This window comes from Paraburkholderia sp., from assembly GCF_026225065.1.
GTDB lineage: Bacteria > Pseudomonadota > Gammaproteobacteria > Burkholderiales > Burkholderiaceae > Paraburkholderia.
Genome location: NZ_JAMFSB010000260.1, coordinates 1 through 23,835 on the forward strand (window position 1 = coordinate 1; position 23,835 = coordinate 23,835).

Here is a 23,835-nt window from a genome sequence, read left to right on the forward strand (position 1 = left end):
ATGAACACCGCTTCTTCGATGTTGTGCGTGACGATCAGCACCGACTTGATCGTCATACGGCCCTGCGTCCACAGATCCAGCAGGTCGGTACGCAACGTTTCGGCGGTCAGCACGTCGAGCGCGGAGAACGGCTCGTCCATCAGCAGCAGCGTCGGGTCTACCACCAGCGCCCGGGCGAAGCCCACGCGCTGCCGCATGCCGCCCGACAGCTCGCGCGGATAGGCATTTTCAAAGCCGTCCAGACCAATCAGGTCGATAGCCGCCAGCGCACGTTCGCGGCGCTCGCGAGCACCGACGCCCTGTGCTTCGAGGCCGGCTTCCACGTTTTGCAGAACGGTCAACCAGGGGAACAGCGCGAAGGTCTGGAACACCATCGCCACGCCCTTGGCGGGACCGTCGAGCGGCTTGCCGAGGTAGTCCACCTTGCCGCCGGTCGGCTCGATCAGGCCGGCGATGATACGCAGCAGCGTCGACTTGCCTGAGCCCGAGCGGCCCAGCATGCCGACGATCTCGCCTTCGCGCAGCGACAGGTTCACGTCGTCGAGCACCAGCAGCTCGCCTTGATTCTTGTTGAAGCCTCTGGACACGTCCTTGACGGCCAGAATCTCCGCACCCAGGCGCGGCGGCGAGGGTGGCGTCTGGACCGGCGTAGCGGTAACGGCAGCTTTAGGATTTTGCATCGCGGTTTGCCTTTAATTTCCTGTCAATCGAGCCGAAGCTTGGATTCGGCGTAGGCGTACATCGGACGCCACAGCAGGCGGTTAAACAAAGTCACAAACAGGGACATCACGGCAATGCCGAGAATGATTTTGGGGAAGTCACCGGCGGCGGTGGTCTGCGCGATATACGAACCCAGCCCGTGGGCCACCACCTTGGTATCGCCCCACTGCACGTACTCGGCCACGATGCTCGCATTCCACGCGCCGCCCGAGGCGGTAATCGCCCCAGTCACGTAGTACGGGAAAATGCCCGGCAGTATCGCCTTGCGCCACCACTGCCAGCCGCGGATACCGAAGTTGGCAGCCGCCTCCTTATAGTCATTCGGATACGAGCTGGCGCCCGCGATCACGTTGAACAGGATATACCACTGAGTGCCCAGCACGATCAGCGGCGAGAGCCAGATATCCGGGTTCAGATGGAAGCGCACGATCACGATCACGAACACCGGGAACAGCAGGTTGGCCGGGAACGCGGCGAGAAACTGCGCGAGCGGCTGGATCTTCTCGGCCAGTGCCGGACGCAGCCCGATCAGCACGCCAAGCGGTACCCAGATCACCGACGAGATGGCGATCAGCAGCACCACGCGCAGCAGCGTGATCAGACCGAGCACGAGTACATGGCCCACTTCATCGAGCGTCACACCGGTGCGTACATAGGTCACGACACGAAAGACGACGTACACCGTCAGGAGAATCACGAGGACGCCCCAAACGAGATCGCCCACGCGCGACGACTTCTGACGCTGCGGTATCGGGAAGCGGACGCCAGCGAACGACGGCAGGCGCATCGGCACGCGAGCCGCGTTGGCGAAGATCCAGCCGATCGGCACCAGCAGGCGGTGAATCAGACGGGTGCGGCGCACGAGGTCGAGCAGCCAGGACTCCGGCGCGTTGCCGGAGCTGGTGTTCTCCATGCGGAACTTGTCGGCCCACGCGACGAGCGGGCGGAACAGAAACTGGTCATAGGCGAGAATCACGACCGTCATCGTCAGGATGACCCAGCCGATCGCATGCATGTTCTTGTCTGAGATCGCCTGCGCCAGATAGGCGCCGATCCCCGGCAGCGTGATCGTGTTGTTGCCCACCGTGATCGCTTCGGAGGCCACCACGAAAAACCAGCCGCCCGACATCGACATCATCATGTTCCAGATGAGGCCTGGCATCGAGAACGGTACTTCAAGCTTCCAGAAGCGCTGCCAGCCGGTCAGGTGAAAACCGCGCGAGACTTCGTCCAGATCGCGCGGCACCGTGCGCAGCGACTGATAGAAGCTGAACGTCATGTTCCAGGCCTGGCTCGTGAAGATCGCGAAGATCGCCGCGAGCTCCGCGCCCAGCACGCGGCCCGGGACCAGTGCGAGAAAGAAGGTAACCGTAAACGAAATGTAGCCCAGCACCGGCACCGACTGCAGGATGTCGAGAATCGGCACCAGCACGAGACCGGCACGGCGACTCTTGGCGGCGAGCGTGCCATAGATCAGCGTGAACGTCAGCGAGGCCACCATCGCCGCCAGCATGCGCAGCGTGGTGCGCAGCGCGTATTCGGGCAAGCTCGACGGGTCGAGCGAGATCACCTGGGTCTTGAGCGTCGACATCGGCGCGAGCGTCTGGTGAAAGCCGATCGCCACGGAGGCGATCACACAGATGATCAGCGGAAAAGCGACGAAGTCCCAGCCGTTGGGCAGCAAGCGCCAGGCGGAAGCATTGGCGGTGCGTTTCAGATCGAAACTGAAGTCCATCAGGCAGCACCTTTCCTGTTTACATACGCTACGTGGAGACAGACCGCATCGAGCGGCGCCGGGACGACGGAATAGACGAGGCTTGCCGGCCGCACGGCAAACCTGGCGCGAAGGCCGGAAGATCGATCCGGAAAGCGGAAATCAGGCATGGCAACAAGCATATGCGAGGTAATCGTTAGCGTCGGAGAGAGATTGACCGGCGGCGGCCGGAGGCGGCTCCCCCCGTCAAACCACCCTGGAGGGCCGCTCCGGCTGCCTGTCACGACAGGCGCCGCCCTGAGGCTGGCGAGCTTTCCTTGTTTTGGACGGCACGACACTACTACAACCTGTGTTTCAGGCACAACCTTTCGGGGCAAATCAGTTGCGCGCCGGGCCTCTGGCCGCTTGCCCGACCCGCAAAACCGGTGTCCGGATACCAGCGGACCCGACTAGGCCACATCTGGAAAACCCGCAGCCCCGTTCAGAAAGGCCCCCTTACAGCCGTTAACAACCTGATGACACACGCCGAATCGCAATAACGGATGGCGCTGCGCCGTCTGGCGGTTAAAATCGAAACAAAGCGACTGTGACGGACGGATACCGAGGGCTTCAACCGAACCGTCCCGGATCGCCGCGGCCTACATGCTGCCACTCCAGCAACGACTCAGCGCCGGCGCGCTGCAACGATTGACCTTGTTGCATATAAAAGTCAGACGGATCCGAGAGTCGATGAACAGGAAATCCTTGCGCCATGCAGTCGGGCCGGTCAGCTTCGCGCTGGTCGTACTGGTGTGCTGGCTCGTGTCGGGCATGATCGCGGACCGCATGGTTCAGCAGGAGCTCGACGCCGCCCTGCGCGCGCAAAGGCAAATGTCCTCGTCGATCGTCGACAACATGGCGGAGGTCATCGCCAGCGACCTCTCCATGGCTCGCGCCATTCCGGCCACGATGGCGGAACTCAATGTAGTCCAGCAGGCCCTCGCCCACTCGCAAGCTTATGCCGTGAATACCGCCGTGCCGGAATCCGCACTGCGCAATGCCTTGCTCAAAGTGCCGGAATTGTCGACCGTCAGCGGCTTCCTGCACGACGCTCAAGGTTTCTCGGGACTCGACTCGATCTGGCTCGTCAACGCCAACGGCGTGTGCGTCGCGTCGAGCAATGAGCAATCGCGCGGCTTTGTCGGCATCGACATGCGCACCCGCAACTATCTGTCCAACGCGCTGCTGGGTGCGTTCGGCGAAGCCTATGGCGTCGGCAGGTCGAGCGGCGAACCCGGCATTTTCATCGCTGCCCCGGCCTACGACGACGGCGTGCTGGTCGGCGCGGTGATCGCCAAGGTCGGGATCGGGCGCTTGCGCCACTGGGTCGCCCACGCGGGCACGTTCGTGGCGGACGAAAACGGCGTGATCATCATGGCCCACAACAGCGCGCTGGAAGGCCACGTGCTGCCGGATGGGCACATCAGGCAGATGAGCGTCGCCGATCGCCAGAACGTCTATCGCCGCGTCGAATTTCCGAACGTCCAGATCGAGGCGGACATGCGGCAGGTGCGCGAGGAGGCGCCGTGGGTGCCCGCCGCGATCGCCACACAACTGTTCGTCATCACCGACCGGCCTATGCCGGCGCTGTACGAATCGCGCAGCGGCCTCAATTCGGGACTCTCCGCACATCTGGTCGATCCGCTCGCGGCCTGGCCCGAACTGCTGCGCAACCATAAGCGCGACCGGCTGCTGGTCTTTCTCACGCTCGCGGGCACCGCGGCACTGGCGTGGGTAATTACTGTGTCCTACGTGCGCGAGCGCCGCCACCACCGGGCGACGCGCGACCTCGCCGAACAGTTGCAATCGGCCAACACGCTGCTGTCCGCCGAGGCTCGCCACGATGCGCTCACGGGCGCCTTGTCGCGCCGCTATTTCCTCGACCTGCTGCGCCGCGAAATAGAACGCGCGCAGGCGAACGGCGACGCGCTGTGCATGGCGATCGCCGACCTCGACCACTTCAAGCAGATCAACGACCGCTTCGGCCACGCTGCCGGCGACCGCGCGCTCGAACACTTCGTCGATACATGCCGCGCCGAACTACGCACTAACGACGCGATCGGCCGGCTGGGCGGCGAGGAATTTGGCATCCTGTTGCCGGCCACCGCCCTCGAGGGCGGCCGCGAGGTCGTCGAACGGCTGCGCACCCGGCTCAAGGCCGTGCCGTCGACCAAGCTGCCGCCATCGGCCGGCCTGAGCGTCAGTATCGGCATCACCGAGTTGTCGCGCGAAGATCTGCCCGAGCGGATCATGAGCCGTGCCGACCTCGCCCTCTACGCCGCCAAAACCAGCGGCCGCGATCGCACCGAAGCGCTCCCGCCAGACGACACCGCGCCGCCGGCGCGTACCGCCGCGACCGCCTGGTGAATCGATACGGCGCAGCGTTGCGAGCGCCGACACTCCGCAGGTAAGCAGGTATGATCAACCTTCATACGAAGCTTGTCGTCACCGCTCTACCAGGAGAGATGCATGAAGGGAAATCTGGTCATCGTTTGCCGCGATCACGATGCTGACGCGTTCGACCATCTGTTGTCCGAGTACGGCGCCTTTCAGACGCGCCTGTCGTCGACGACGTGGTATCTGAAGCTCGATGTCGCCCCGGAGCTGATCCAGGAAGAAATTCTCACGCGCCTCGGCAAGTACACGACTCACTACATCTTCGAGGCAGAGACCGTCACGTGGAATACGGTGGACAGCGACGCGGCCGCCGCGCTGAATACGCTGTTTTCGGAGTAAGACTTCGGAGGAAGAGAGGACGTCGGTGCGGGACTGAAAGACGGAAGGCCCGAAGGCCTGGACGCAGCAGCGACCAGGCCAACACTGCCCGGCCGGTTCTACCAGGCGCTCTCCGAGGCTGCAGCCATGCGCGGCACGGACTCAAACGAGAACGTCATCAAGACGCGCAGGCCGCGCCCGCCATGGTTGCCGATTTCCCATTCTCCGCCCGCGCGCCGCACCAAACGTTCGACGATCGCAAGCCCTAGCCCGCTATGGCCGTTGCCGCCGCGTGCCGGATCGAGCCGCACGAACGGACGGCTCGCGTTCATCAGATCCTGCGCGGCAATGCCCTCGCCGTTGTCCTGCACAGCCAGCGTGTAGCCCGACGACGTACGCGCTGTAGACACGATAATCGGCGGCTGGCCGTACGCATGGGCGTTGTCGAGCAGGTTCGACAGAACGCGGTCGAGCGTGGCGGCCGGCAGCAGGAAGCCCGGGCCCGCCTTCAGATCGGTCAGCACCGCGGCCGCGCTGTTGGCAACCGCCCGGTAGCTGCGCACCACGCGCTCGCATTGCGCATCCACTTCGACCGTCTCACTGCGGTCGGCGCCATCGTGTGCGAACACCAGAAACTGCTCGACGATATGTGTCATCGAATCGACGTCGCGTACTACGCCGTCGCGTACCTTCGCCTCGTCCATCATTTCGGCGCGCAGGCGCAACCGCGCGAGCGGCGTCTTCAGATCGTGCGCGACACCCGCGAGCATCACCGCGCGGTCGTTCTCCGTACGCGCCACTTCCTGGACCATCTGGTTAAAGCCATGGGTCAACTGGCGCAACTCGCGCGGCCCGCGCTCGGGCACCGGCGGCACCGGCTGGCCGCGGCCGAAGCGCGCGACCGCACTGGCGAGCGAGCGCAACGGCTGCTGCAACTGCCACGCGGCAAAGAGCGCCGCCATGACGGCAAACGTGAAGATGATAGTTAGCCACAACACCATCCGGTCGACCGAACGCGGTGGCCGTAGCGGCTGCACCGGCACGACGATCCAGTCGCGGTCGCTCGCCTGGCGCACCCACAGCGTGGGCGGCTTGCCAGGCTCCCCAAGGCGCACCAGGGTGCCCGGCGGCATGCGGTCACGCACGTCGTCGAGGAAGTGGTTAAGCGGCGAGCCGTCGTCCTGCTGCACCGCCGGCACGGCGCTGGACGCTGGATCGACGAGGCGCACGCGCGAAGGCAGCGGCTGATCAGGCGTATGGGCGACGTGCTGACGCACAGCGTCGACGAGGAAGGTAGCCTCTTCTACGGCATAGCGATTCTGAAACTGACTGCGCTCGAGGCGAAACAGCGCATAGCCCGCGAAATGCGATAGCAGCAGTACCACAACGACCAGCAACGCCAGCCGTCCGAACAGTGAGTCAATGGGCCGGCGCATGCTGTTCGCCATCAGGCACGAACACGTAACCGCGGCCGCGAACGGTCTGAATGAAGCGCGGCGTGGACGGATCAGTTTCAAGGATGCGTCGCAGACGCCAGACCTGGACGTCGATGCCGCGGTCGGTGCCGTCGTATTCGGGACCATGGAGCAACTCGAGCAGGCGTTCGCGGGTGAGCGTACGCATAGGATGATTAACAAAAATCTTTAGGAGGGCGAACTCGCTGCCCGACAACGTGAGCGGCTTGTCTTCCAGATTCAGCGTGCGCGACTGGAAATCCAGCGTGAAGCGGCCGAACGTGAACGGTTCGCGCTGCTCAGGTGCGGCCGCCGACGGCAGCGTACGACGACGCCGCAGCACAGCCTGCACGCGCGCCAGCAACTCGCGCGGATTGAACGGTTTGCCGAGGTAGTCGTCCGCGCCCAGCTCGAGACCGACGATCCGGTCTACGTCGTCGGCGCGCGCGGTCAACATGATCACCGGGATGTCGTCACCGGCAGCGCGCAGTTTACGTAGCGCCGTCAGGCCGTCCACACCCGGCATCATCAGGTCGAGCACGATCAGATCCGGGCGCTCGCGTTCGAGCCGCCGCTCGAGCGAGCCGGCATCGTGGAGCACCGAAACTTCGATGCCCTGGCGAGCCAGATAGTCGCGCAGCAGATCGCGGAGTTCGAGGTCGTCGTCGACAACAAGTATTTGAGTAGCCATGGGATGAAGTTTAACGCGCAGCAGTTGAGGTTACTGGGCCGGACAGCCCCCAAAGGGTTACCGGGTGTTACGACGAAAGGCGCACGTAATGTCGCGTAATAGCGACACGCGCTCAGGTAACACAGCGCGCTCTGCGGGTCTTTACGCTGTGTCTTACCGAATGCATCCCGTCCTGTGTTGCCGTGTTTGCATCGTCGGCTATTCCATTACAAGGAGCCACTCATGTCCACAAAAATGTCACGCTTCGTCGCCGTCGCCGCAGCATCGCTTGCTATCGGTCTCGGCTCAGTCGGTCTAGGTTCAGTCTACGCCGCTCAAACTGATGGTCAGGGCGCGCCCGGAGGTCCGGGAGGCTGGCACCACCGCCATGGCCAGTTCATGCAGGAACTGAACAAGCTGCATAGCCAGCTTAACCTGAGCCCGGATCAGGAAAAGCAATGGCAGGCTGCTCTCGACACGATGAAGCAGAACCGCGAAGCAGGGCGTGCTGCCCACAAGCAGTTGCACGATCAGATGGAAGCGTTGAAGTCGCAGCCCATCCTTGATCTGAACGCCCTGCATGACCTGCGCGAAAAGGCCGAAGAGCAGCGCCACCAGGCACACGAGCAGACCTCGGCAGCTTGGCTGACCTTCTACAACGGCCTTGACGACAAGCAGAAGACCATCGTCAGCACGGACATCAAGGCGCACTGGGCCAAGATGGAAGCCCGTCATGACAAGATGCACCAGCATTGGCACCATGACAAGGGTGCAGCGTCGGCACCGGCTGCTAACTAACAAGACGTAGCTGCTGGCAGGGATGGCGGCGCTGTCCCTGCGTCGTGCAAACAGAAACGCCACGGAACGAAATTCCGTGGCGTTTCTTTTCTTGCGCCGGGTTCAGGAGAACTGAGGGACTCCTGGCCTCACGCCGTGCCCGTGCCCGCGTCGTCAGGCGTCTTTAGCCATCTGAACGCGCCCCCTCACTTAAGCGTCCAACGAGCCGAGATCGAACAGCAGCACCTCCGCGTCCCGGCCCTGTTCGAGCGTGACCGTTTCCGCGTCGACGATCATGGCGGCATCGCCCGCAGCGAGTGCTTCGCCATTCACGGTCAGCGCACCGCGCGCCACATGCACATAGGCACGCCGCCCAGCCGGCAGCGAAAGGGCAGCCTGCTCGGCTCCATCGATCAAGGCCGCGTAAATCGACGCATCCGAGTGAATCGTCACCGAGCCGTCGCGTCCATCCGGCGAGGCAACGATCCGCAGACGACCACGCTTGTCGGCGTCGTCGAAGCGCTTTTCCTCGTAGCCCGGTTGATCGCCGGCGCGCTGCGGCAAGATCCAGATCTGCAGCAGATGCGCCTGCTCGTCCTGCGACGCGTTGAACTCACTATGCTTCACACCCGTGCCGGCGCTCATCCGCTGCACGTCGCCGTGACGGATCGTCGAACCGTTGCCCATGCTGTCGCGATGGGCCAGCGCGCCCTCGAGCACATAGGTGACGATCTCCATGTCGCGATGTCCATGGGTGCCAAAACCCTGACCGCCCGCAATACGGTCTTCGTTGATCACGCGTAGCGGTCCGAAGTGCATGTGGTCCGGATCGTAGTAGTCGGCAAACGAGAAGCTATGGTAAGAGTCGAGCCAACCGTGGTTGGCGTGGCCTCGTGCTTCGGAGCGGCGGATCTTGATCATGGGTTTCCTGGTCAATGCGTTGCGATGCACAGAATGTATGGGCACACAGCATCCGGCACAACCCGTAAGGGTGCACCGGATCGTTTCATAAATACAGGCAATCTGCGCGCGCTGTGAGGCATGCGGGCGTTGAACTCGCGTGGGGCGTCTGTTCGGGTAAAATACCGCGCTTTTCGGGCGGACATCGCCGTGCGGGCCGTCAAAACGGATCCGGCACGAGAATTTTGACCGCCTAGAATAGCGACGGCCAGTACGCCGCATGGGCCTGCCGCGCGACGGGGCGATACCCGACGGGAATGCCGCCCAGCGGAATACCGCCCGACGGAAAATGCCGCCCGCTTCGTACAACAGTCGAAACCCAGACCTCACGCGGCGCAGACAAGCCGCGTCTTTCGCGGTGCGCCTCATACGCATCGTCAAGGACCTTATATGTCCCTTCAAGGCTATGGCCCGTTGCTTCTCAACGGCACCTGGCAGACTGTCAAGCTGGCGGTGCTGTCGCTGACGTTCGCCTTCGTGCTGGGCCTGCTCGGCGCGGCGGCCAAACTGTCGAAAAACCGCGTCTCATCCAGTGTGGGCACGCTTTACACGACTCTCGTGCGCGGTGTGCCGGATCTCGTCCTGATGCTGCTGCTGTTCTATAGCCTGCAGATCTGGCTGAACAACCTGACCGACGTGCTCGGCTGGGACCAGATCGACATCGACCCGTTCGTGGCCGGCGTCGCCGTGCTCGGCTTCATCTACGGCGCGTACTTCACCGAAACCTTCCGCGGCGCCTTCCTCGCCGTGCCACGCGGCCAGCTCGAAGCGGGTGTCGCCTACGGCATGAGCGGCTGGCAGGTGTTTTCCCGCATCATGTTCCCGCAGATGATGCGCTTTGCGCTGCCGGGCATCGGCAATAACTGGCAGGTGATGGTGAAAGCCACCGCGCTGGTTTCGATCATCGGCCTGGCCGACGTCGTGAAGGCTTCGCAGGATGCGGGCAAGGGCACGCTGCGGTTCTTCTTCTTTACCCTGCTTGCCGGGGCTATCTACCTCGTCATCACCACGGTCTCCAACTTCGTGCTGATGTACCTCGAAAAACGCTACTCGACCGGCGTACGGAAGGCGGACCTATGATCGAGATCATTCAGGAATACTGGCGCAACTACCTCTACAGCGACGGCTACCGCTTCACCGGACTCGTCATTACGCTGTGGCTGCTGGTGGTGTCGATCGGTCTTGGCTTCTGCCTGTCGATTCCGCTGGCGGTCGCGCGGGTGTCGAAGAAGAAATGGCTTTCCCGCCTCGTGTGGCTGTATACATACATCTTTCGCGGCACGCCGCTCTACGTGCAGTTGCTGCTCTGCTACACCGGCCTTTACAGCCTCGAAGTGGTCCGCGACCACGCGCTGACCAACGCGTTCTTCCGCGACGGCATGCATTGCACGCTGCTCGCCTTCACGCTGAACACCTGCGCGTACACCACCGAAATCTTCGCGGGCGCCATCAAGGCCACTCCGTATGGCGAGATCGAAGCCGCTCGCGCTTACGGCATGTCGCCGTTCACGCTGTACCGGCGAGTGATCCTGCCGTCGGCGCTGCGCCGCGCGCTGCCGTACTACAGCAACGAAGTGATCCTGATGCTGCACGCCACCACGGTCGCCTTCACCGCCACCGTGCCGGACATCCTCAAGATCGCCCGCGACGTGAACTCGGCGACCTATCAGTCGTTCAACGCGTTCGGCCTCGCCGCCCTGCTCTATCTGGCTATCTCTTTCACGCTCGTGTGGCTGTTCCGCCGCGCCGAGCGCCACTGGCTCGCTTATTTGCGGCCGCAAGGCAAGTAAGCCGTCAAGGACCCCGATGAATACAAAGAAGCAAAAGCTCTTCGTCGACGAGCTGCACAAACAGTACGGCGACAACGAAGTGCTCAAAGGCGTCACGCTGCGCGCCAATGCCGGCGACGTGATCAGCGTGATCGGCTCGTCCGGTTCGGGCAAGAGCACGATGCTGCGCTGTATTAACTTTCTCGAACAGCCCAATGCCGGGCGCATCTTTGTCGACGGCGAAGAAGTCCGTACCCAGAAGGACAAGAACGGCGCGCTGAAGGTCTCGGATCCCAAACAGTTGCAGCGCGTGCGCACCCGGCTCTCCATGGTGTTCCAGCACTTCAACCTGTGGGCGCACATGAGCGTGCTGGAGAATATCGTCGAAGCGCCCATCCGCGTGCTGGGACTGCCGCGCCGCGAAGCCGAGGACCGCGCCCGTCAATATCTTGAGAAGGTGGGTCTCGCGCCGCGGCTGGAAAAACAGTATCCGTCGCATCTCTCCGGCGGCCAGCAGCAGCGTGTTGCGATCGCGCGGGCGCTGGCCATGCATCCCGACGTAATGCTATTCGACGAGCCGACCTCCGCGCTCGACCCGGAACTCGTCGGCGAAGTGCTGAAGGTCATGCAGACGCTCGCCGAAGAAGGCCGCACGATGATCGTTGTCACCCACGAGATGGCGTTCGCCCGCAACGTGTCGAACCATGTGATGTTCTTGCATCAAGGCCGCGTCGAGGAAGAAGGCCATCCGGACGAAGTATTCAGGAACACGAAGAGTGAACGGCTCAGGCAATTCCTTTCGGGCAGCCTCAAATAGCGCCTAAGACAGCTTTTGTAGTTTGTGTAGTATTACAAGTCGCCTACGAAAGGCGCCTTTTTTCATTTCCGCACCCCCTTTTGCGACGTCAAACGTCCCAAATATCGCACCAACATCCCGTTTTTTGCCCTACTCCCACTGCTTTACACCGTCAATAGTGGCAATCCTTAACGCTGCCTCAAACGAACCGTGATTCCCTTGTCAGACAAGGGTTGGGGGCTGTTTTTGAGATGCCTTGACGAGTGCTCGAGCACACCACTATTGCAATTTGGAGACACCAAAGCGCCCTGGGACCAATTTCTTCTCCCATCGAAGTGTATTTTTGATAAATTAGTAACCAAAGTACCAAAACAAAGTTGATTAAAAGTAGTTTCACTTCAAAACGCAGAGGAGATCCGGTCGACGAGGGATCGGTATGACGCAAAGAAAGCCCCAGGCTACATCGTCATCACAGTTCACCCGCTCGACCCGAACCGTCTCCCTGGTACGGATTTCTGTTCGGCGCCCATGGCGTCCGGACACCATCGCAGTACTGGGTTTTTCTTTTGACAGGGTATGGAGGAGAAGATGAAGAAAGCATTACTCGCCGCGGCGTTGATGTCGGCCGGTGTAGTTGCTCACGCACAAAGCAGCGTCACGCTGTACGGTCGTCTGGACGCGGGTGTCGAATACATCAGCGGCCTTCCGAATGCCAATTACACGGGTTCCACCTCGCGTTTCCGCGTTGAGAGCGGCGACTGGGGTACGAGCCTGTGGGGTATGAAGGGCGTTGAAGACATCGGTGGCGGCAACAAGGTACTGTTCCAGTTGGAAGGCTCGTTCAGCACTGCGACCGGCTCACTCGGATCCGCTGGCTCGATCTGGAATCGCTGGGCGACAGTCGGTGTAGCGAACGATCAGTTCGGTACCTTCCTCCTGGGTCGTGAACTGTTCATCTCCAATGGCGTGTGGGACTTCGACCCGTTCGGTCAATCGAACTGGTCGTCGGCGTCGCTGGTGCGTGGCCGCAACTGGCCGCAGTCGAGCAACAACATTTCGTACCAGTCGCCGAAGTTCTACGGCTTTGACGTGTACGGCCAATACGCCTTCTCGAACTCGACGTCCTTCAACGGCGGCAACGGTTCGGCACAAGGTCGTGAAGACGGTCTGCAGGTGACCTACACGAACTCGCTGTTCCAGGTTCGCGGCCTGTACGACGAAATCCGTAATAACATCAACGGTAGCCTTGGCGATCCGACCGCAGGCGCTCCGAACGGTCCGTTCAACTACGGCCGCGAGTACTTCGCCGGCGTCAACGTGTTCCTCGGCCAGTTCAAGATTCAGGCTGTGTACCAGGGCGCACGTACTTCGGGCGAGAGCGGTGTACCTATCGGCACGCCGACGACGACCGACCAGGAATGGGGCGGCATCACGTGGCAAGCTACGCCGGCAGCAGCGCTTATCGCAGCCGTGTATCACGTCAACGCGAACAACGGTGCAGGCAACGCGAACATCTACACGATTGGTGGTTCGTACAACCTGTCCAAGCGTACGTTGCTCGACATCCAGATCGCTACCGTGCGTAACAGCAAGACGGCTAACTTCGGTCTCGATGCCAACGCAGCAGGTGCTGGTGGCGACAGCGGTTCGGGTAGCACGGTTTCGTACAACGAAAACCCGACTCCGGGACATGCCCAGAACGGTGTTTATGCAGGTATTCAACACTCGTTCTAATCGAACGATGTAACTCCGAGATCTAGTCTTAGAATCTTTTTCACGCTGCTGCGAGAGGCGCGTATCGGTGCGATGTCCGAAAGGGTATCGCACCGTTTTTTATTGGTGCGAGCGGTTCTCCGACCGCTGCACGTATGTGTCCTGAACGGCTGACTTGCCTCAGACTGCCGCTTCGTTTTCCTCGCCGGTGCGAATGCGGATGACCCGCTCCACCTCGGCCACGAAAATCTTGCCGTCACCGATCTTGCCGGTGCGCGCCGCACCGATGATCGCGTCGATCACCTGATCGCACTGGTCGTTCGCCACCACTACTTCGATCTTCACTTTGGGCAGAAAGTCGACCACGTATTCGGCGCCGCGATACAGTTCCGTGTGACCCTTCTGGCGTCCGAAGCCTTTGACTTCGCTCACCGTCAGGCCGGTGAGGCCGACTTCGGCAAGCGCTTCGCGGACTTCGTCGAGCTTGAACGGTTTGATGACTGCAGTGATGCGCTTCATGGCGTGCCTCGTCTCTTGAGGGAATAGTTCGTTAAGGTGAAAGGAAATCGATAGCTCCGATTCTACGCCGCGCCGGATGGCTTGCGGCCATTCCTGCGCGTGCCGCGTCCTCGCTTCGATGCGGGCCGCGGCGCCGGGCTTCGTTCATTCCACCGGTTCGGTATAGTGGGACGTGATCGGATAGCGCCAGTCGCGGCCGAACGCGCGGTGCGTCACGCGAATGCCGATCGGCGCCTGGCGGCGCTTGTATTCGTTGATCTTGATTAGGCGCGTGACCCGCTTCACGTCATCCACCGCATAGCCGGCCGCGATGATCTCGGCCAGCGAGCGGTCTTCCTCCATATACATGCGCATGATGGCGTCGAGCACTTCATACGGCGGCAGGCTGTCCTGGTCGGTCTGGTTCTCGCGCAACTCGGCTGAGGGCGCGCGCGTCAGGATCCGCTCCGGGATGACGTCCTGCCTGGGAAATGTGGTGGCCGCGTTGCGGTAATGACACAGACGGTAGACCAGTGTCTTGGCAATGTCCTTGATGACCGCGAAACCGCCGGCCATGTCTCCGTACAGCGTGCAATAGCCCACCGCCATCTCGCTCTTGTTGCCGGTGGTCAGTACGATCGAGCCGAACTTGTTCGACAACGCCATCAGCAGCGTGCCGCGAATCCGCGCCTGGATATTTTCCTCGGTAGCGTCTTCCGCGCGGCCAGCGAACTCGTCCGCGAGCGACGTGCGGAACGCGTCGAACATTGGCGCAATCGCGATCTCGTCGTAGCGCACGCCGACCCGGCGCGCCATCTCGGCAGCGTCCGTCGTGGAGATGTCCGCCGTGTAGCGCGACGGCATCATCACGGCGCGCACGCGCTCGGCGCCGAGCGCGTCGCAGGCCACGGCCAGCACCAGCGCCGAATCCACGCCGCCCGACAGGCCGATGAGCGCCCCCGGAAAGCCGTTCTTGTTGATGTAGTCACGCACACCCATCACGAGCGCGGCATACACCTGCGCTTCCAGCGACAGTTCCGGCGCAACCGTGGTGGGCACGGGGCGCGCACCGTCGAATTCGACGATCGCGTTGCCTTCCTCGAACTGCGCCATCTTCGCGACCATATCGCCGTTACCGTCGAGCACGAACGAGCCGCCGTCGAACACCAGTTCGTCCTGCGCGCCGACCATATTCACGTAGACCATCGGCAAGCCGGTCTCGCGGATGCGCGCCCGCAGGATGTCGACCCGCACCGCCTCCTTGTTGAGGTGATACGGCGAGCCGTTCGGAATCAGCAGTACCTGGGCACCCGCCGCTTTGGCCTGCTGGGCCGCCGGTGCATGCCAGACGTCTTCGCAGATCACCACGCCGTATTTGACGCCGTCGAGCTCGAACACGAGCGGCCGAGGGTCGGCGGCGAAGTAGCGCTTCTCGTCGAACACCTCGCTGTTGGGCAGTTCCTGCTTCAGGTAAGTGCCGACCACCTTGCCGTCGACGATCAGCGACGCCGCATTGAAGGTGTCGACTGGCGGCACGCCGCGCTCGATTGGCGCGTTTGCTTTACCATGGCCGTGCGCGGCGTCGCGGTGCGGATGACCGACCACGACGTGCAGGCCGGCGAACGGCTTCAGTTGTTCAGCAAGATGGGCGAGCGCGGCGGCACTGGCGGCATAGAAGGCCGGGCGCAGCAGCAGGTCTTCGGGTGGGTAGCCGGAAAGTGCAAGTTCGGGAGCGACGAGCAGTTTCGCACCATCGTTGTGCGCTTCGCGCGCCGCGGCGACGACTTTCGCGACGTTGCCGGCGAAGTCGCCGACGGTGACATTGAGTTGAGCAAGAGCGATTCGGGTCTTCATGGCAGGATCGGGGGCAAGCCGCGTAGCTTGCCGGTTGCATCGGCCAGGTGGCTCGACGAAACAGACAAAGTCGCAAAAACGTACCAAACAACACGTACCAACACGGACAAACGAACGATGCTCCGCCAGACGCGGAGGATCGCTCAGATCAGGAACAGTCAAACAGATTGAACCAGCAACGCTTTGATTATCGCACGGGCATTCTGGCCTCGCCCTCCGAGGTAGACGCCGCCGAGTGGAACGCCCTCCTCGCCCAGCAGGCACAACCCACGCCGTTTCTGCGGCATGAGTTCCTGAGCGCGCTGCATACGAGCCGCTCTGCAGCGGACGAGACCGGGTGGGGTACGCAGTTCGTCACGCTGACCGACCCGCGCACAGGACGGCTCGCGGCCGCAGCGCCCGTGTATCTGAAGGGGCACTCGTACGGCGAGTACGTGTTCGATTGGGCATGGGCCGACGCCTACAAGCGTAACGGCCTCGATTACTATCCGAAGCTCCTGTGCGCTGTGCCTTTTACGCCCGTGCAGGGCAGCCGGCTGCTGTCCGTGGATGCGAACGCGCTGCGCCATCTGGCGGCCACGCTGATGGCGTTTGCCGAACAGGCGGACGTGTCGTCGCTGCACGTGCTGTTTCCTACCGCCGCCGAAGCCGAAGCGCTGACCGGGATCGGCATGATGCAGCGCGAAGGCGTGCAGTTTCACTGGCTCAACAACGGCTACCGCGACTTCGAGGAATTCCTCTCGACGCTCGAGCAGAAGAAGCGCAAGAACATTCGCGCAGAACGACGCAAGGTGCGTGAAGCGGGCATCACGATGCGTCGTGTGCGCGGCGAAGACGCTACGGACGCCGACTGGCGGTTTTTCTCCAAGTGCTACCGGCAGACTTACCGCGAGCACTTTTCGAGTCCGTATCTGAATCTCGAGTTTTTCCGCACGATTGGCGCGACGATGCCGGAGAACCTGCTGCTGGTGATCGCGGAATACGATGGCAAGCCGATCGCCAGTTCGCTCGTGGTGTATCAGCGCGACGAAAAGACTGGTGGCACGCTGTATGGCCGCTATTGGGGCGCGCTCGAACATGTGCCGTGTCTGCACTTCGAGACCGCTTACTATCAGCCACTCGAGTTTTGTATCGAAGAGAAACTCGCGGTATTCGAAGGCGGCGCGCAAGGCGAGCACAAGATGGCACGCGGGTTCCTGCCTACCGTCACGCGCTCGACGCACTGGCTCGCCCATCCGGCCTTCTCCGATGCCGTGGCGCGTTTTCTCGACAACGAGACAAACAGCATTCACGCGTACGTCGACGAGTTACGTGATCACAACCCGTTCAAGAGCTAGCGTATCGCCATGCCGTGGTTTCTTTATCTGATCGAATGCGCGGACGGTAGCGTCTATACCGGCATCGCCATCGACGTGCAGGCGCGCTTCGACAAGCATGTGAGCGGCACTGGGGCGCGCTATACGCGCTCGCGCAAACCGCTGCACGTGCTGGCGTCGTTTGAATTGGCGGATCGGTCCAGCGCGTCGCGCGCCGAGTATTTTGTCAAGCGGCTGACGGCGGTCGAGAAACGCGCGTTGGCCGCGGGAGCCCGGACGCTGGAATCGGTGGTGCCGGTGCCTGTTCAAGCCGAGGTCGAGGCTGACGAGGCGGATAACGTGTAGTGTGGGTGACGCATACGAGCGGCTTACGCGCACGCCTGCCCTTGCGAGCCAGAATCGTCCCTTACGCCGGCTGACCGCAACCGCGTCCCCATGAAAAAACCGCGCCGCCCTTGCGGGTCAACGCGGTTTATCAACAGCAGGAAGCGCGAACCAACTTACTTCTTGTAGTTCGCCACGCCTTCCGTGATTTCCTTGTGAGCGGCGTCGACATCCGCCCAGCCTTCGACCTTCACCCACTTGCCCTTCTCGAGCGCCTTGTATTGCTCGAAGAAATGCTTGATCTGGTCTTTCAGGTACGACGGCACGTCGTCAAGCGACTTCAGGGTCGCCGTCATCGGGCAGACCTTGTCGTGCGGCACGGCGATCAGCTTGGCGTCGACGCCCGATTCGTCCGTCATCTGCAGCATGCCGAGCGCGCGAGCACGTACGACCGAGCCGGCCAGCAGCGGGAACGGCGTGATCACCAGCACGTCGACCGGGTCGCCGTCGCCCGACAGCGTCTGCGGAATGAAGCCGTAGTTAGCCGGATAGCGCATGCCCGTGCTGATGAAACGGTCGACGACGAGCAGGCCCAGATCCTTGTCTGCCTCGTACTTCACCGGATCGCTTTGCGCCGGGATTTCGATGATGACGTTGAAATCTTGCGGAAGGTCTTTGCCCGCGGGTACGTGATTGAAGCTCATGAGCGCTCTCTGAACAGGATGAAATTCGGAACACAGTGCGCGATGCGGCGTCTGACCCAGGTCAGGCGCGGCACAGCGGACCGGAAGTGCGGAATACGCCATTATAGCCAATCGGCCGATGGCACCTCCGTGACGATCGGCGCGATAATCGTTCAAACCGCGCTTCCGGACGCAGACGAAACTGCGCTTGCGTCGTGATTGCAACGCTGACCGCAATCGCGGCCACGGGCGCGCCCAGAAGCCGTTCCAAGCCTTTTCAGCCAGGAGCATGCATGGAAGAAGCCAGACACTTCATCGGCAGCGAATGGGTCGCCCCAGCCAGTGGCGAGACGATTCCGGTGCTCGATCCCTCGGACGGACAGCCGTTCGCGCAGTTGGCCCGAGGCAACGCCGCGGATATCGATGCCGCCGTGCACGCAGCGCGCAAAGCCTTCGATGGCGCATGGGGCGCCGCCAGCGCAGCCGAGCGTGGCCGGCTGCTGTACCGGCTATCCATGCTGGTGGCCGCGCACCACGAAGAACTCGCGCAACTCGAAGCGCGCGACACCGGCAAGCCGTTGCGCCAGGCGCGCGCAGACGCGACAGCACTGGCCCGCTACTTCGAGTTTTACGCGGGCGCTGCCGACAAGCTGCACGGCGAGACGCTTCCCTATCAGAACGGCTACACCGTCTTCACGGTGCGCGAACCGCACGGCGTGACCGGCCACATCGTGCCGTGGAATTACCCGATGCAGATCTTCGGCCGCAGCGTCGGCGCGGCGCTCGCGACAGGTAACGCGTGCGTCGTCAAGCCTGCCGAGGACGCTTGCCTGTCCGTGTTGCGCGTTGCAGAGCTCGCTGCCGAGGCCGGCTTGCCGGCCGGCGCGCTGAATATCGTCACGGGCTATGGGCACGAAGCGGGCGCCGCGCTCGCGCGCCATGCCGGGATCGACCACATTTCGTTCACCGGCTCGCCGCAGACCGGCAAGGCCGTCACGCAGATGGCAGCAGAAAATCACGTGTCCGTCACATTGGAACTGGGCGGCAAGTCACCGCAAATCGTGTTCGCCGATGCCGATCTCGACGCCGCAGTCCCCGTGCTGGTGTCCGCGATCGTGCAGAACGCCGGACAGACCTGTTCGGCGGGCAGCCGCGTGCTGATCGAGCGGGCAATTTACGAGCCGTTGCTTGATAAGCTCGCCACGGCGTTCAACGCGCTGCGGGTCGGGCCGTCGCATGCCGACCTGGACTGTGGGCCACTCATCAGCGCGAAGCAACAGCGGCGCGTATGGGATTTTCTCGACGATGCGCAGCACGACGGTATTGCGATGGCAGCACATGGCGAAGTGATCCACGAGGCGCCGGAAACCGGCTTCTATCAGGCACCAACCCTGCTGCGCGACGTGCCTCCAGCCCATCGTCTGGCACGCGAGGAAGTGTTCGGACCCGTGCTGGCCGCGATGGCCTTTACCGACGAAGACGAAGCCGTGGCACTGGCGAACGGCACGCCGTATGGACTCGTCGCCGGCATCTGGACGCGTGACGGCGCGCGCCAGTTACGGCTCGCGAGGCGTGTGCGCTCAGGCCAGGTGTTTATCAACAACTATGGCGCGGGAGGCGGCGTCGAATTGCCGTTTGGCGGCGTCAAGCATTCGGGACATGGCCGCGAAAAAGGGTTTGAAGCGCTGTACGGCTTTACGGTGCTGAAGACCGTCGCGATCCGCCACGGCTAGCCAAGCCGCAGGCTTTACCGCACTGACGCACTGACGCAGGGACGCACCGAACGCACTAACGCAAGTAGCAGCACGGAACGCATCAGCAACGACAACGGAGACATCATGCGCTTGAGAGGTAAAACGGCCATCGTCACGGGTGGCGGCTCGGGTTTCGGCGAGGGCATTGCAAAGACCTACGCCCGCGAAGGCGCGAACGTAGTGGTGAACGATCTGAACGGCGCAACGGCGGAGCGCGTCGCGAGCGAAATCGCGCTGGCAGGCGGTAAGGCCATTGCGGTGGCCGGCGACGTCACCCGCAGCGACGACTGGACCCGTCTGCGCGAAGCCGCGCTAGAAGACTTCGGCAGCGTCCAGGTGGTCGTCAACAATGCGGGCACCACCCATCGCAACAAGCCCATCCTCGATGTGAGCGAGGCCGAGTTCGACCACGTCTATGCAGTCAATGTGAAGAGCATCTTCTGGAGCGTGCAGGCGTTCGTGCCGTACTTCCGCGAGCAAGGCGGTGGCGTGTTCATCAACATCGCCTCGACGGCGGGCGTGCGGCCCCGGCCGGGACTCGTCTGGTACAACGGGAGCAAGGGCGCGGTGATCATCGCCAGCAAGTCGCTCGCCGTCGAACTGGGACCGGACCGTATCCGTGTGAACTGCGTGAATCCGGTGATGGGCGAAACCGGCCTGCTATCCGAGTTCATGGGCGTCGAAGACACGCCCGAGAATCGCAAGCGCTTCCTGGCTGGAATTCCGCTCGGCCGCCTCTCGACACCGCAAGACATCGCCAATGCCTGTCTCTATCTGGCATCGGATGAAGCGGAGTTCATCACCGGGACGTGCCTGGAAGTGGACGGCGGGCGTTGTGTGTAGATGACCGGGGCGCGACCTGAACAGGTCAGCGCCCACCGCAGGTTCAAACCACGTTCATCGCGAGCGCGCTTTCCCGATAATGCTGGCTCGCCTTGTCAGCGTCGCCAAGCTGCTCGTGCAGGCGTGCGAGTGCACGATGCGAACGGATCTTCAAGGTTTCGTTATCGGCCAGCTTGAGCGCCGTCTCGAGGAACGACTGCGCCTTGCCCCACAGTTGCTGGTGCAAACACAAGCGGCCCAGCGTGAACATCAGATCGGCATCCTCCGGACGCTCCTTCTGCCACGCTTCGGCCTTCTGGATCAGCGGCAACGCATCGCCACCTGCCGTATCCGGATAACGGCGCAACAGGCGTGCGTCCCAGTTCTGCGCCAGTGCTTCCTCGACAATCTTGCGCGCGTCCTGCGGCCGGTTGAGCGTCACCAGCAGTTCAGCGGCGAGATCGGCCAGGCGCGGTGAATGCCGCTCGGTCGGCGAGAGCGAATGCCACAACTCCAGCAGCGCATCGGCATTGTGACGCCGGTCGCGCAGCAGATTCTCCGCCGCGAGCTGGCGCAAACGCGCCGCCACGGCCGGGTGAATCGCCTCGCGCTTTTCCAGCGTCTTGACGAGCTTGAGCACTTCACTCCAGTTCTTCAACTGCTGCTGCGCACGCAACATGATCTGCTGCGCATGAATCCGCCGCGCGCCTTGCGACTGCATCTCCGTCAGCGCGGTCAGCGCACCGTCCGCATCGCGGCCGTCCGCACGCATATCGGCAGTCGCCATCAGACGGGCATCTTGCCAGTCGGCCTCGTCGATCTGCGAAAGCCATTCGTCGCGCCGCGCGTATTCGCGCATGCGGTGCGCCGCCGTGGCCGCGACGAGGCCCGCCGCACCCTTGTTGTCGCCGTTGGCGAGCGCGTCGCGCGCCGCTTTTTCAGCGCGCGAGAAACGTCCCGCGTACAGATTGCCGATCGCATCGCGCAGCGCCGCATGCGCCTTCGCCACGCGCGAGCGGGCCCGGTAAGCAGCCACGCGCTGTGGCATGCGCCAGATGTTGCGCACGATGCGCAGCAACGCATACACGAGGATGAACAGCACCACCAGCGCTACCACGAACAGGTTCAGCGACACGTCCACGCGGTACGGCGGATAGACGAGCAGCACCTGCCCTGTATCGAAACGCCCGACCGTCGCCAGCGCGACCGCAATGACGAACAGCAACGCCAGCCAGATAAGTCCCCGGATCGCCATGATTAACTCCGGCTCCGGTACTGGTTGACGGCCTGCAGGCTCGTATTCAGATTCGGCACTTCCACCGCCGCCGAGCCGTCGTCCACCTCCTTCACCAGCCCGCGCACGGTTTGCGTGCGTTTGGACGCGTTGTCGAAGTAGCGCGCGAGCGCCGCATCAGCGGCGTGCAGATCGGACTTCAGCGTGGTCTGGTTACGCGAGAGCAACGCAAGGCGCGCCGACAGCAGGCGCAGTTTCAGATTCTCGCGCAGGAAGTAGCCTTGATCCGGCGTGACCAGCATCGCGTCCGCATTATCGATGCGGCGCACTTGCACAAGGCTTGTCAACTGCTGGGCGACACCGGCCGAGAACTCCTGCCACCAAACCTTCCAGCGCGGCTCGCCGGTAGCTGCCGCGACCTTCGCGGTATCGGCGGGCGCAGTGGCCTGCGGTACGGTGTGAGCGGTCAGCTCCTCGCCGTCGAGCGGCAACGTGTCGACCTGGTCGATCGCGTTGTCGAGCTTGATGGCGAGACCCGTGAGATCGGTCGACGGCGCGGACTTCAGCTTGTCGATGTCCTCGGCGATCGCCTTGCGCACCGCCATGACCTGCGCGCCGTCAGAAGCCGCGAGTCGTGTGTCGGCACTTTGCAGTGCGAACAGCGCCAGTTGCGTGTTACCCGTCAGTTGCAACTGCTGGCTCGCGGCCGACAGCATCTGCCCCACTTCGGCGAGCGTCCAGTCGTCGCGATTGCGCGCGAGGTCCGCGTACTGCTGTTGCAGTGCCTGCTCGGCCTGCTGCGCATCGGTCAGCTTGCCCTCGAGCTGCGACATCTGCGAATCGATCTCGTGCACGGTCGATACGGCCTGGTCCGTCTTCACGCTCAGTGCAGCAGTTTGCGCATCGTTGGCCTGCTGGCGTTGCGTCAGTTGCTGATCGAGCCGGATGAGCTTCCGATTGAGCACAATGCCGCCCGCAACCGCTGCACAGACAATGATCACGATGACCAGCCACAGCAGCGGTCCGCCCACGCTGCGGCGCGGCTGCTGCGCTTCGTAGGGCGTGAAGGGGGGATTGGGCGGCAATGCAGCGGTCGCAGCCGGCTGGGGAGAGGCGTTCGTGGGAGCGTTCGATTCAGTCATGCGTGAGTGAGCCGGGTTGGTCGGTACCGGTTGAACAACGGGAGGTACGGCTAAAAGCAAGGTTTGGGCAATGCGCTCATCGCCCGCACCGGACACCGTAATGCTATCAAAACCCAGTCCCCGCGCGGTCTGCGCGATGCGTGGGTGGGGTGTGACGAGCGTGGCGCGCTTCAGTTGAGCGATTTCGCCAGCGTTCAGGTGCTCGTGCGCGAGTTCGTCGAGATTGCGCACGCCTTCGGAACTGGTGATGAGCCAGGCATGCGGTTCGCCCGCGAGCAGCTCATGCACCCGGCTCCAGGCGCCGATGGACGGCTCCGGCACCAGCCGCCGGTAAGCAGCGACGGTTTCCACTTCGACACCACCCTCGCGCAGACGATCGGCCAGCCATTCGCGACCGCCATCGCCACGCACGATCAGCACCCGCTTGCCTTCCAGCGAGGCCGCACCGAACGAAGCGTCGATGGCCGCGAAGAGCGCCTCCGAATCGAAGCGCGCCACGTCGTCATCCGCCGCGGCCGCTGGGCTGATCACGCGGTACGCCGGTGCTTCGACGCCGTGGCGCGCCAGCGCCGCGACGCTGCCGGGCCCCACGACACCGACTGGCAGCGCGTGCGGCCAGATCGAATCGAACTCCGCGAACGCGTAATCGACGGCGTTGGGCGAGACGAACACCACCAGCGCATAGCGCTCGAGCGCGACTAATGCCGCCTGCAACGGCGCCACGTCTTCGACTGGCACGATCTCGATCAGCGGAAAGTCGAGCGTGGCGATGCCGGCCGCCTCCAGTTGCGCCGCGAGCGCAGCCGACTGCCCTGCGGGGCGCGTGATCACAACCGTATACCGCGTCTTGCCAGACGAGTTGGGGGAGGAGTTGACGCCTG

Annotated in this window: 21 protein-coding genes; 11 read left to right on the forward strand and 10 right to left on the reverse strand. The window is 62.9% G+C overall.

The window, feature by feature from the left end:
* Both M0954_RS18805 and M0954_RS18810 read right to left on the reverse strand, forming a co-directional pair.
* On the reverse strand, positions 1 to 680 hold a 680-nt coding region (locus M0954_RS18805; RefSeq protein ID WP_297354849.1), incomplete at its 3' end, for an ABC transporter ATP-binding protein.
* Positions 681 to 703: 23 nt separating this feature from the next.
* Positions 704 to 2,455, reverse strand: a complete 1,752-nt coding sequence (locus M0954_RS18810) for an ABC transporter permease subunit (RefSeq protein ID WP_297354851.1) — start codon at positions 2,453 to 2,455, stop codon at positions 704 to 706.
* A 708-nt stretch (positions 2,456 to 3,163) separates the two neighbouring features.
* On the opposite strand from M0954_RS18810, the gene M0954_RS18815 reads away from it, so the two are divergent.
* On the forward strand, positions 3,164 to 4,840 hold the full coding sequence (locus tag M0954_RS18815) for a diguanylate cyclase (RefSeq protein WP_297354853.1): 1,677 nt from the start codon (positions 3,164 to 3,166) through the stop codon (positions 4,838 to 4,840).
* A 102-nt stretch (positions 4,841 to 4,942) separates the two neighbouring features.
* Positions 4,943 to 5,209: a hypothetical protein gene (locus M0954_RS18820; protein ID WP_122153951.1), complete on the forward strand. Its 267-nt coding sequence runs from the start codon at positions 4,943 to 4,945 to the stop codon at positions 5,207 to 5,209.
* Positions 5,210 to 5,307: 98 nt separating this feature from the next.
* Here M0954_RS18820 and M0954_RS18825 read toward each other — a convergent pair whose 3' ends face one another.
* Both M0954_RS18825 and M0954_RS18830 read right to left on the reverse strand, forming a co-directional pair.
* Positions 5,308 to 6,624 carry an ATP-binding protein gene (locus tag M0954_RS18825; RefSeq protein ID WP_133891210.1) on the reverse strand — a complete coding sequence of 439 codons (1,317 nt, stop codon included), beginning with the start codon at positions 6,622 to 6,624 and terminating at the stop codon, positions 5,308 to 5,310.
* Positions 6,608 to 7,333: a response regulator gene (locus tag M0954_RS18830; RefSeq protein ID WP_074265463.1), complete on the reverse strand. Its 726-nt coding sequence runs from the start codon at positions 7,331 to 7,333 to the stop codon at positions 6,608 to 6,610. The genes M0954_RS18825 and M0954_RS18830 overlap by 17 nt, the downstream gene beginning before the upstream one ends.
* A 222-nt stretch (positions 7,334 to 7,555) precedes the next feature.
* On the opposite strand from M0954_RS18830, the gene M0954_RS18835 reads away from it, so the two are divergent.
* Complete coding sequence (locus M0954_RS18835) at positions 7,556 to 8,110, forward strand: periplasmic heavy metal sensor (protein ID WP_123384562.1); 555 nt, start codon at positions 7,556 to 7,558, stop codon at positions 8,108 to 8,110.
* A 189-nt stretch (positions 8,111 to 8,299) separates the two neighbouring features.
* Here the strand turns inward: M0954_RS18835 and M0954_RS18840 are convergent, their stop codons facing one another.
* A complete protein-coding gene (locus M0954_RS18840) occupies positions 8,300 to 9,010 on the reverse strand; it encodes a pirin family protein (protein ID WP_297354855.1) in 711 nt (236 codons plus the stop codon).
* 429 nt (positions 9,011 to 9,439) lie between these two features.
* On the opposite strand from M0954_RS18840, the gene M0954_RS18845 reads away from it, so the two are divergent.
* From M0954_RS18845 to M0954_RS18860, 4 genes are all read left to right on the forward strand, one after another.
* Entirely contained in the window at positions 9,440 to 10,129 is a 690-nt protein-coding gene (locus M0954_RS18845) for an ABC transporter permease (protein WP_297354858.1), read from the forward strand.
* On the forward strand, positions 10,126 to 10,839 hold the full coding sequence (locus tag M0954_RS18850) for an ABC transporter permease (protein ID WP_297354860.1): 714 nt from the start codon (positions 10,126 to 10,128) through the stop codon (positions 10,837 to 10,839). Before M0954_RS18845 ends, M0954_RS18850 begins: the two co-directional genes overlap by 4 nt.
* Before the next feature lie 16 nt (positions 10,840 to 10,855).
* On the forward strand, positions 10,856 to 11,635 hold the full coding sequence (locus M0954_RS18855) for an ABC transporter ATP-binding protein (protein ID WP_122153945.1): 780 nt from the start codon (positions 10,856 to 10,858) through the stop codon (positions 11,633 to 11,635).
* 567 nt (positions 11,636 to 12,202) lie between these two features.
* Positions 12,203 to 13,348: a porin gene (locus tag M0954_RS18860; RefSeq protein WP_122153944.1), complete on the forward strand. Its 1,146-nt coding sequence runs from the start codon at positions 12,203 to 12,205 to the stop codon at positions 13,346 to 13,348.
* A 159-nt stretch (positions 13,349 to 13,507) separates the two neighbouring features.
* Here M0954_RS18860 and glnK read toward each other — a convergent pair whose 3' ends face one another.
* Positions 13,508 to 13,846 (reverse strand): P-II family nitrogen regulator, encoded by a 339-nt coding sequence (gene glnK, locus M0954_RS18865; protein WP_122153943.1) that lies wholly within the window; start codon positions 13,844 to 13,846, stop codon positions 13,508 to 13,510.
* A 144-nt stretch (positions 13,847 to 13,990) separates the two neighbouring features.
* A complete protein-coding gene (locus M0954_RS18870) occupies positions 13,991 to 15,679 on the reverse strand; it encodes an NAD+ synthase (protein ID WP_297354862.1) in 1,689 nt (562 codons plus the stop codon).
* Between the two features lie 167 nt (positions 15,680 to 15,846).
* Here M0954_RS18870 and M0954_RS18875 point away from each other — a divergent pair, with 167 nt between their 5' ends.
* Together M0954_RS18875 and M0954_RS18880 are read left to right on the forward strand one after the other, a co-directional pair.
* On the forward strand, positions 15,847 to 17,016 hold the full coding sequence (locus M0954_RS18875; RefSeq protein ID WP_297354864.1) for a GNAT family N-acetyltransferase: 1,170 nt from the start codon (positions 15,847 to 15,849) through the stop codon (positions 17,014 to 17,016).
* Between the two features lie 9 nt (positions 17,017 to 17,025).
* Positions 17,026 to 17,340, forward strand: coding sequence for a GIY-YIG nuclease family protein (locus M0954_RS18880; protein ID WP_122153940.1), 315 nt, complete (start codon positions 17,026 to 17,028; stop codon positions 17,338 to 17,340).
* A 155-nt stretch (positions 17,341 to 17,495) separates the two neighbouring features.
* Here M0954_RS18880 and ppa read toward each other — a convergent pair whose 3' ends face one another.
* Positions 17,496 to 18,023 (reverse strand): inorganic diphosphatase, encoded by a 528-nt coding sequence (ppa, locus tag M0954_RS18885; RefSeq protein WP_122153939.1) that lies wholly within the window; start codon positions 18,021 to 18,023, stop codon positions 17,496 to 17,498.
* Positions 18,024 to 18,295: 272 nt separating this feature from the next.
* On the opposite strand from ppa, the gene M0954_RS18890 reads away from it, so the two are divergent.
* Together M0954_RS18890 and M0954_RS18895 are read left to right on the forward strand one after the other, a co-directional pair.
* Positions 18,296 to 19,735 (forward strand): aldehyde dehydrogenase family protein, encoded by a 1,440-nt coding sequence (locus M0954_RS18890; protein WP_297354865.1) that lies wholly within the window; start codon positions 18,296 to 18,298, stop codon positions 19,733 to 19,735.
* A 105-nt stretch (positions 19,736 to 19,840) separates the two neighbouring features.
* Entirely contained in the window at positions 19,841 to 20,599 is a 759-nt protein-coding gene (locus tag M0954_RS18895) for an SDR family oxidoreductase (RefSeq protein WP_123384566.1), read from the forward strand.
* A 43-nt stretch (positions 20,600 to 20,642) separates the two neighbouring features.
* Here M0954_RS18895 and M0954_RS18900 read toward each other — a convergent pair whose 3' ends face one another.
* Together M0954_RS18900 and hemDX are read right to left on the reverse strand one after the other, a co-directional pair.
* On the reverse strand, positions 20,643 to 21,833 hold the full coding sequence (locus tag M0954_RS18900; protein WP_297354867.1) for a heme biosynthesis protein HemY: 1,191 nt from the start codon (positions 21,831 to 21,833) through the stop codon (positions 20,643 to 20,645).
* A 2-nt stretch (positions 21,834 to 21,835) separates the two neighbouring features.
* On the reverse strand, positions 21,836 to 23,785 hold the full coding sequence (gene hemDX / locus M0954_RS18905) for a fused uroporphyrinogen-III synthase HemD/membrane protein HemX (protein ID WP_297354868.1): 1,950 nt from the start codon (positions 23,783 to 23,785) through the stop codon (positions 21,836 to 21,838).
* Between the last annotated feature and the right edge of the window lie 50 nt (positions 23,786 to 23,835).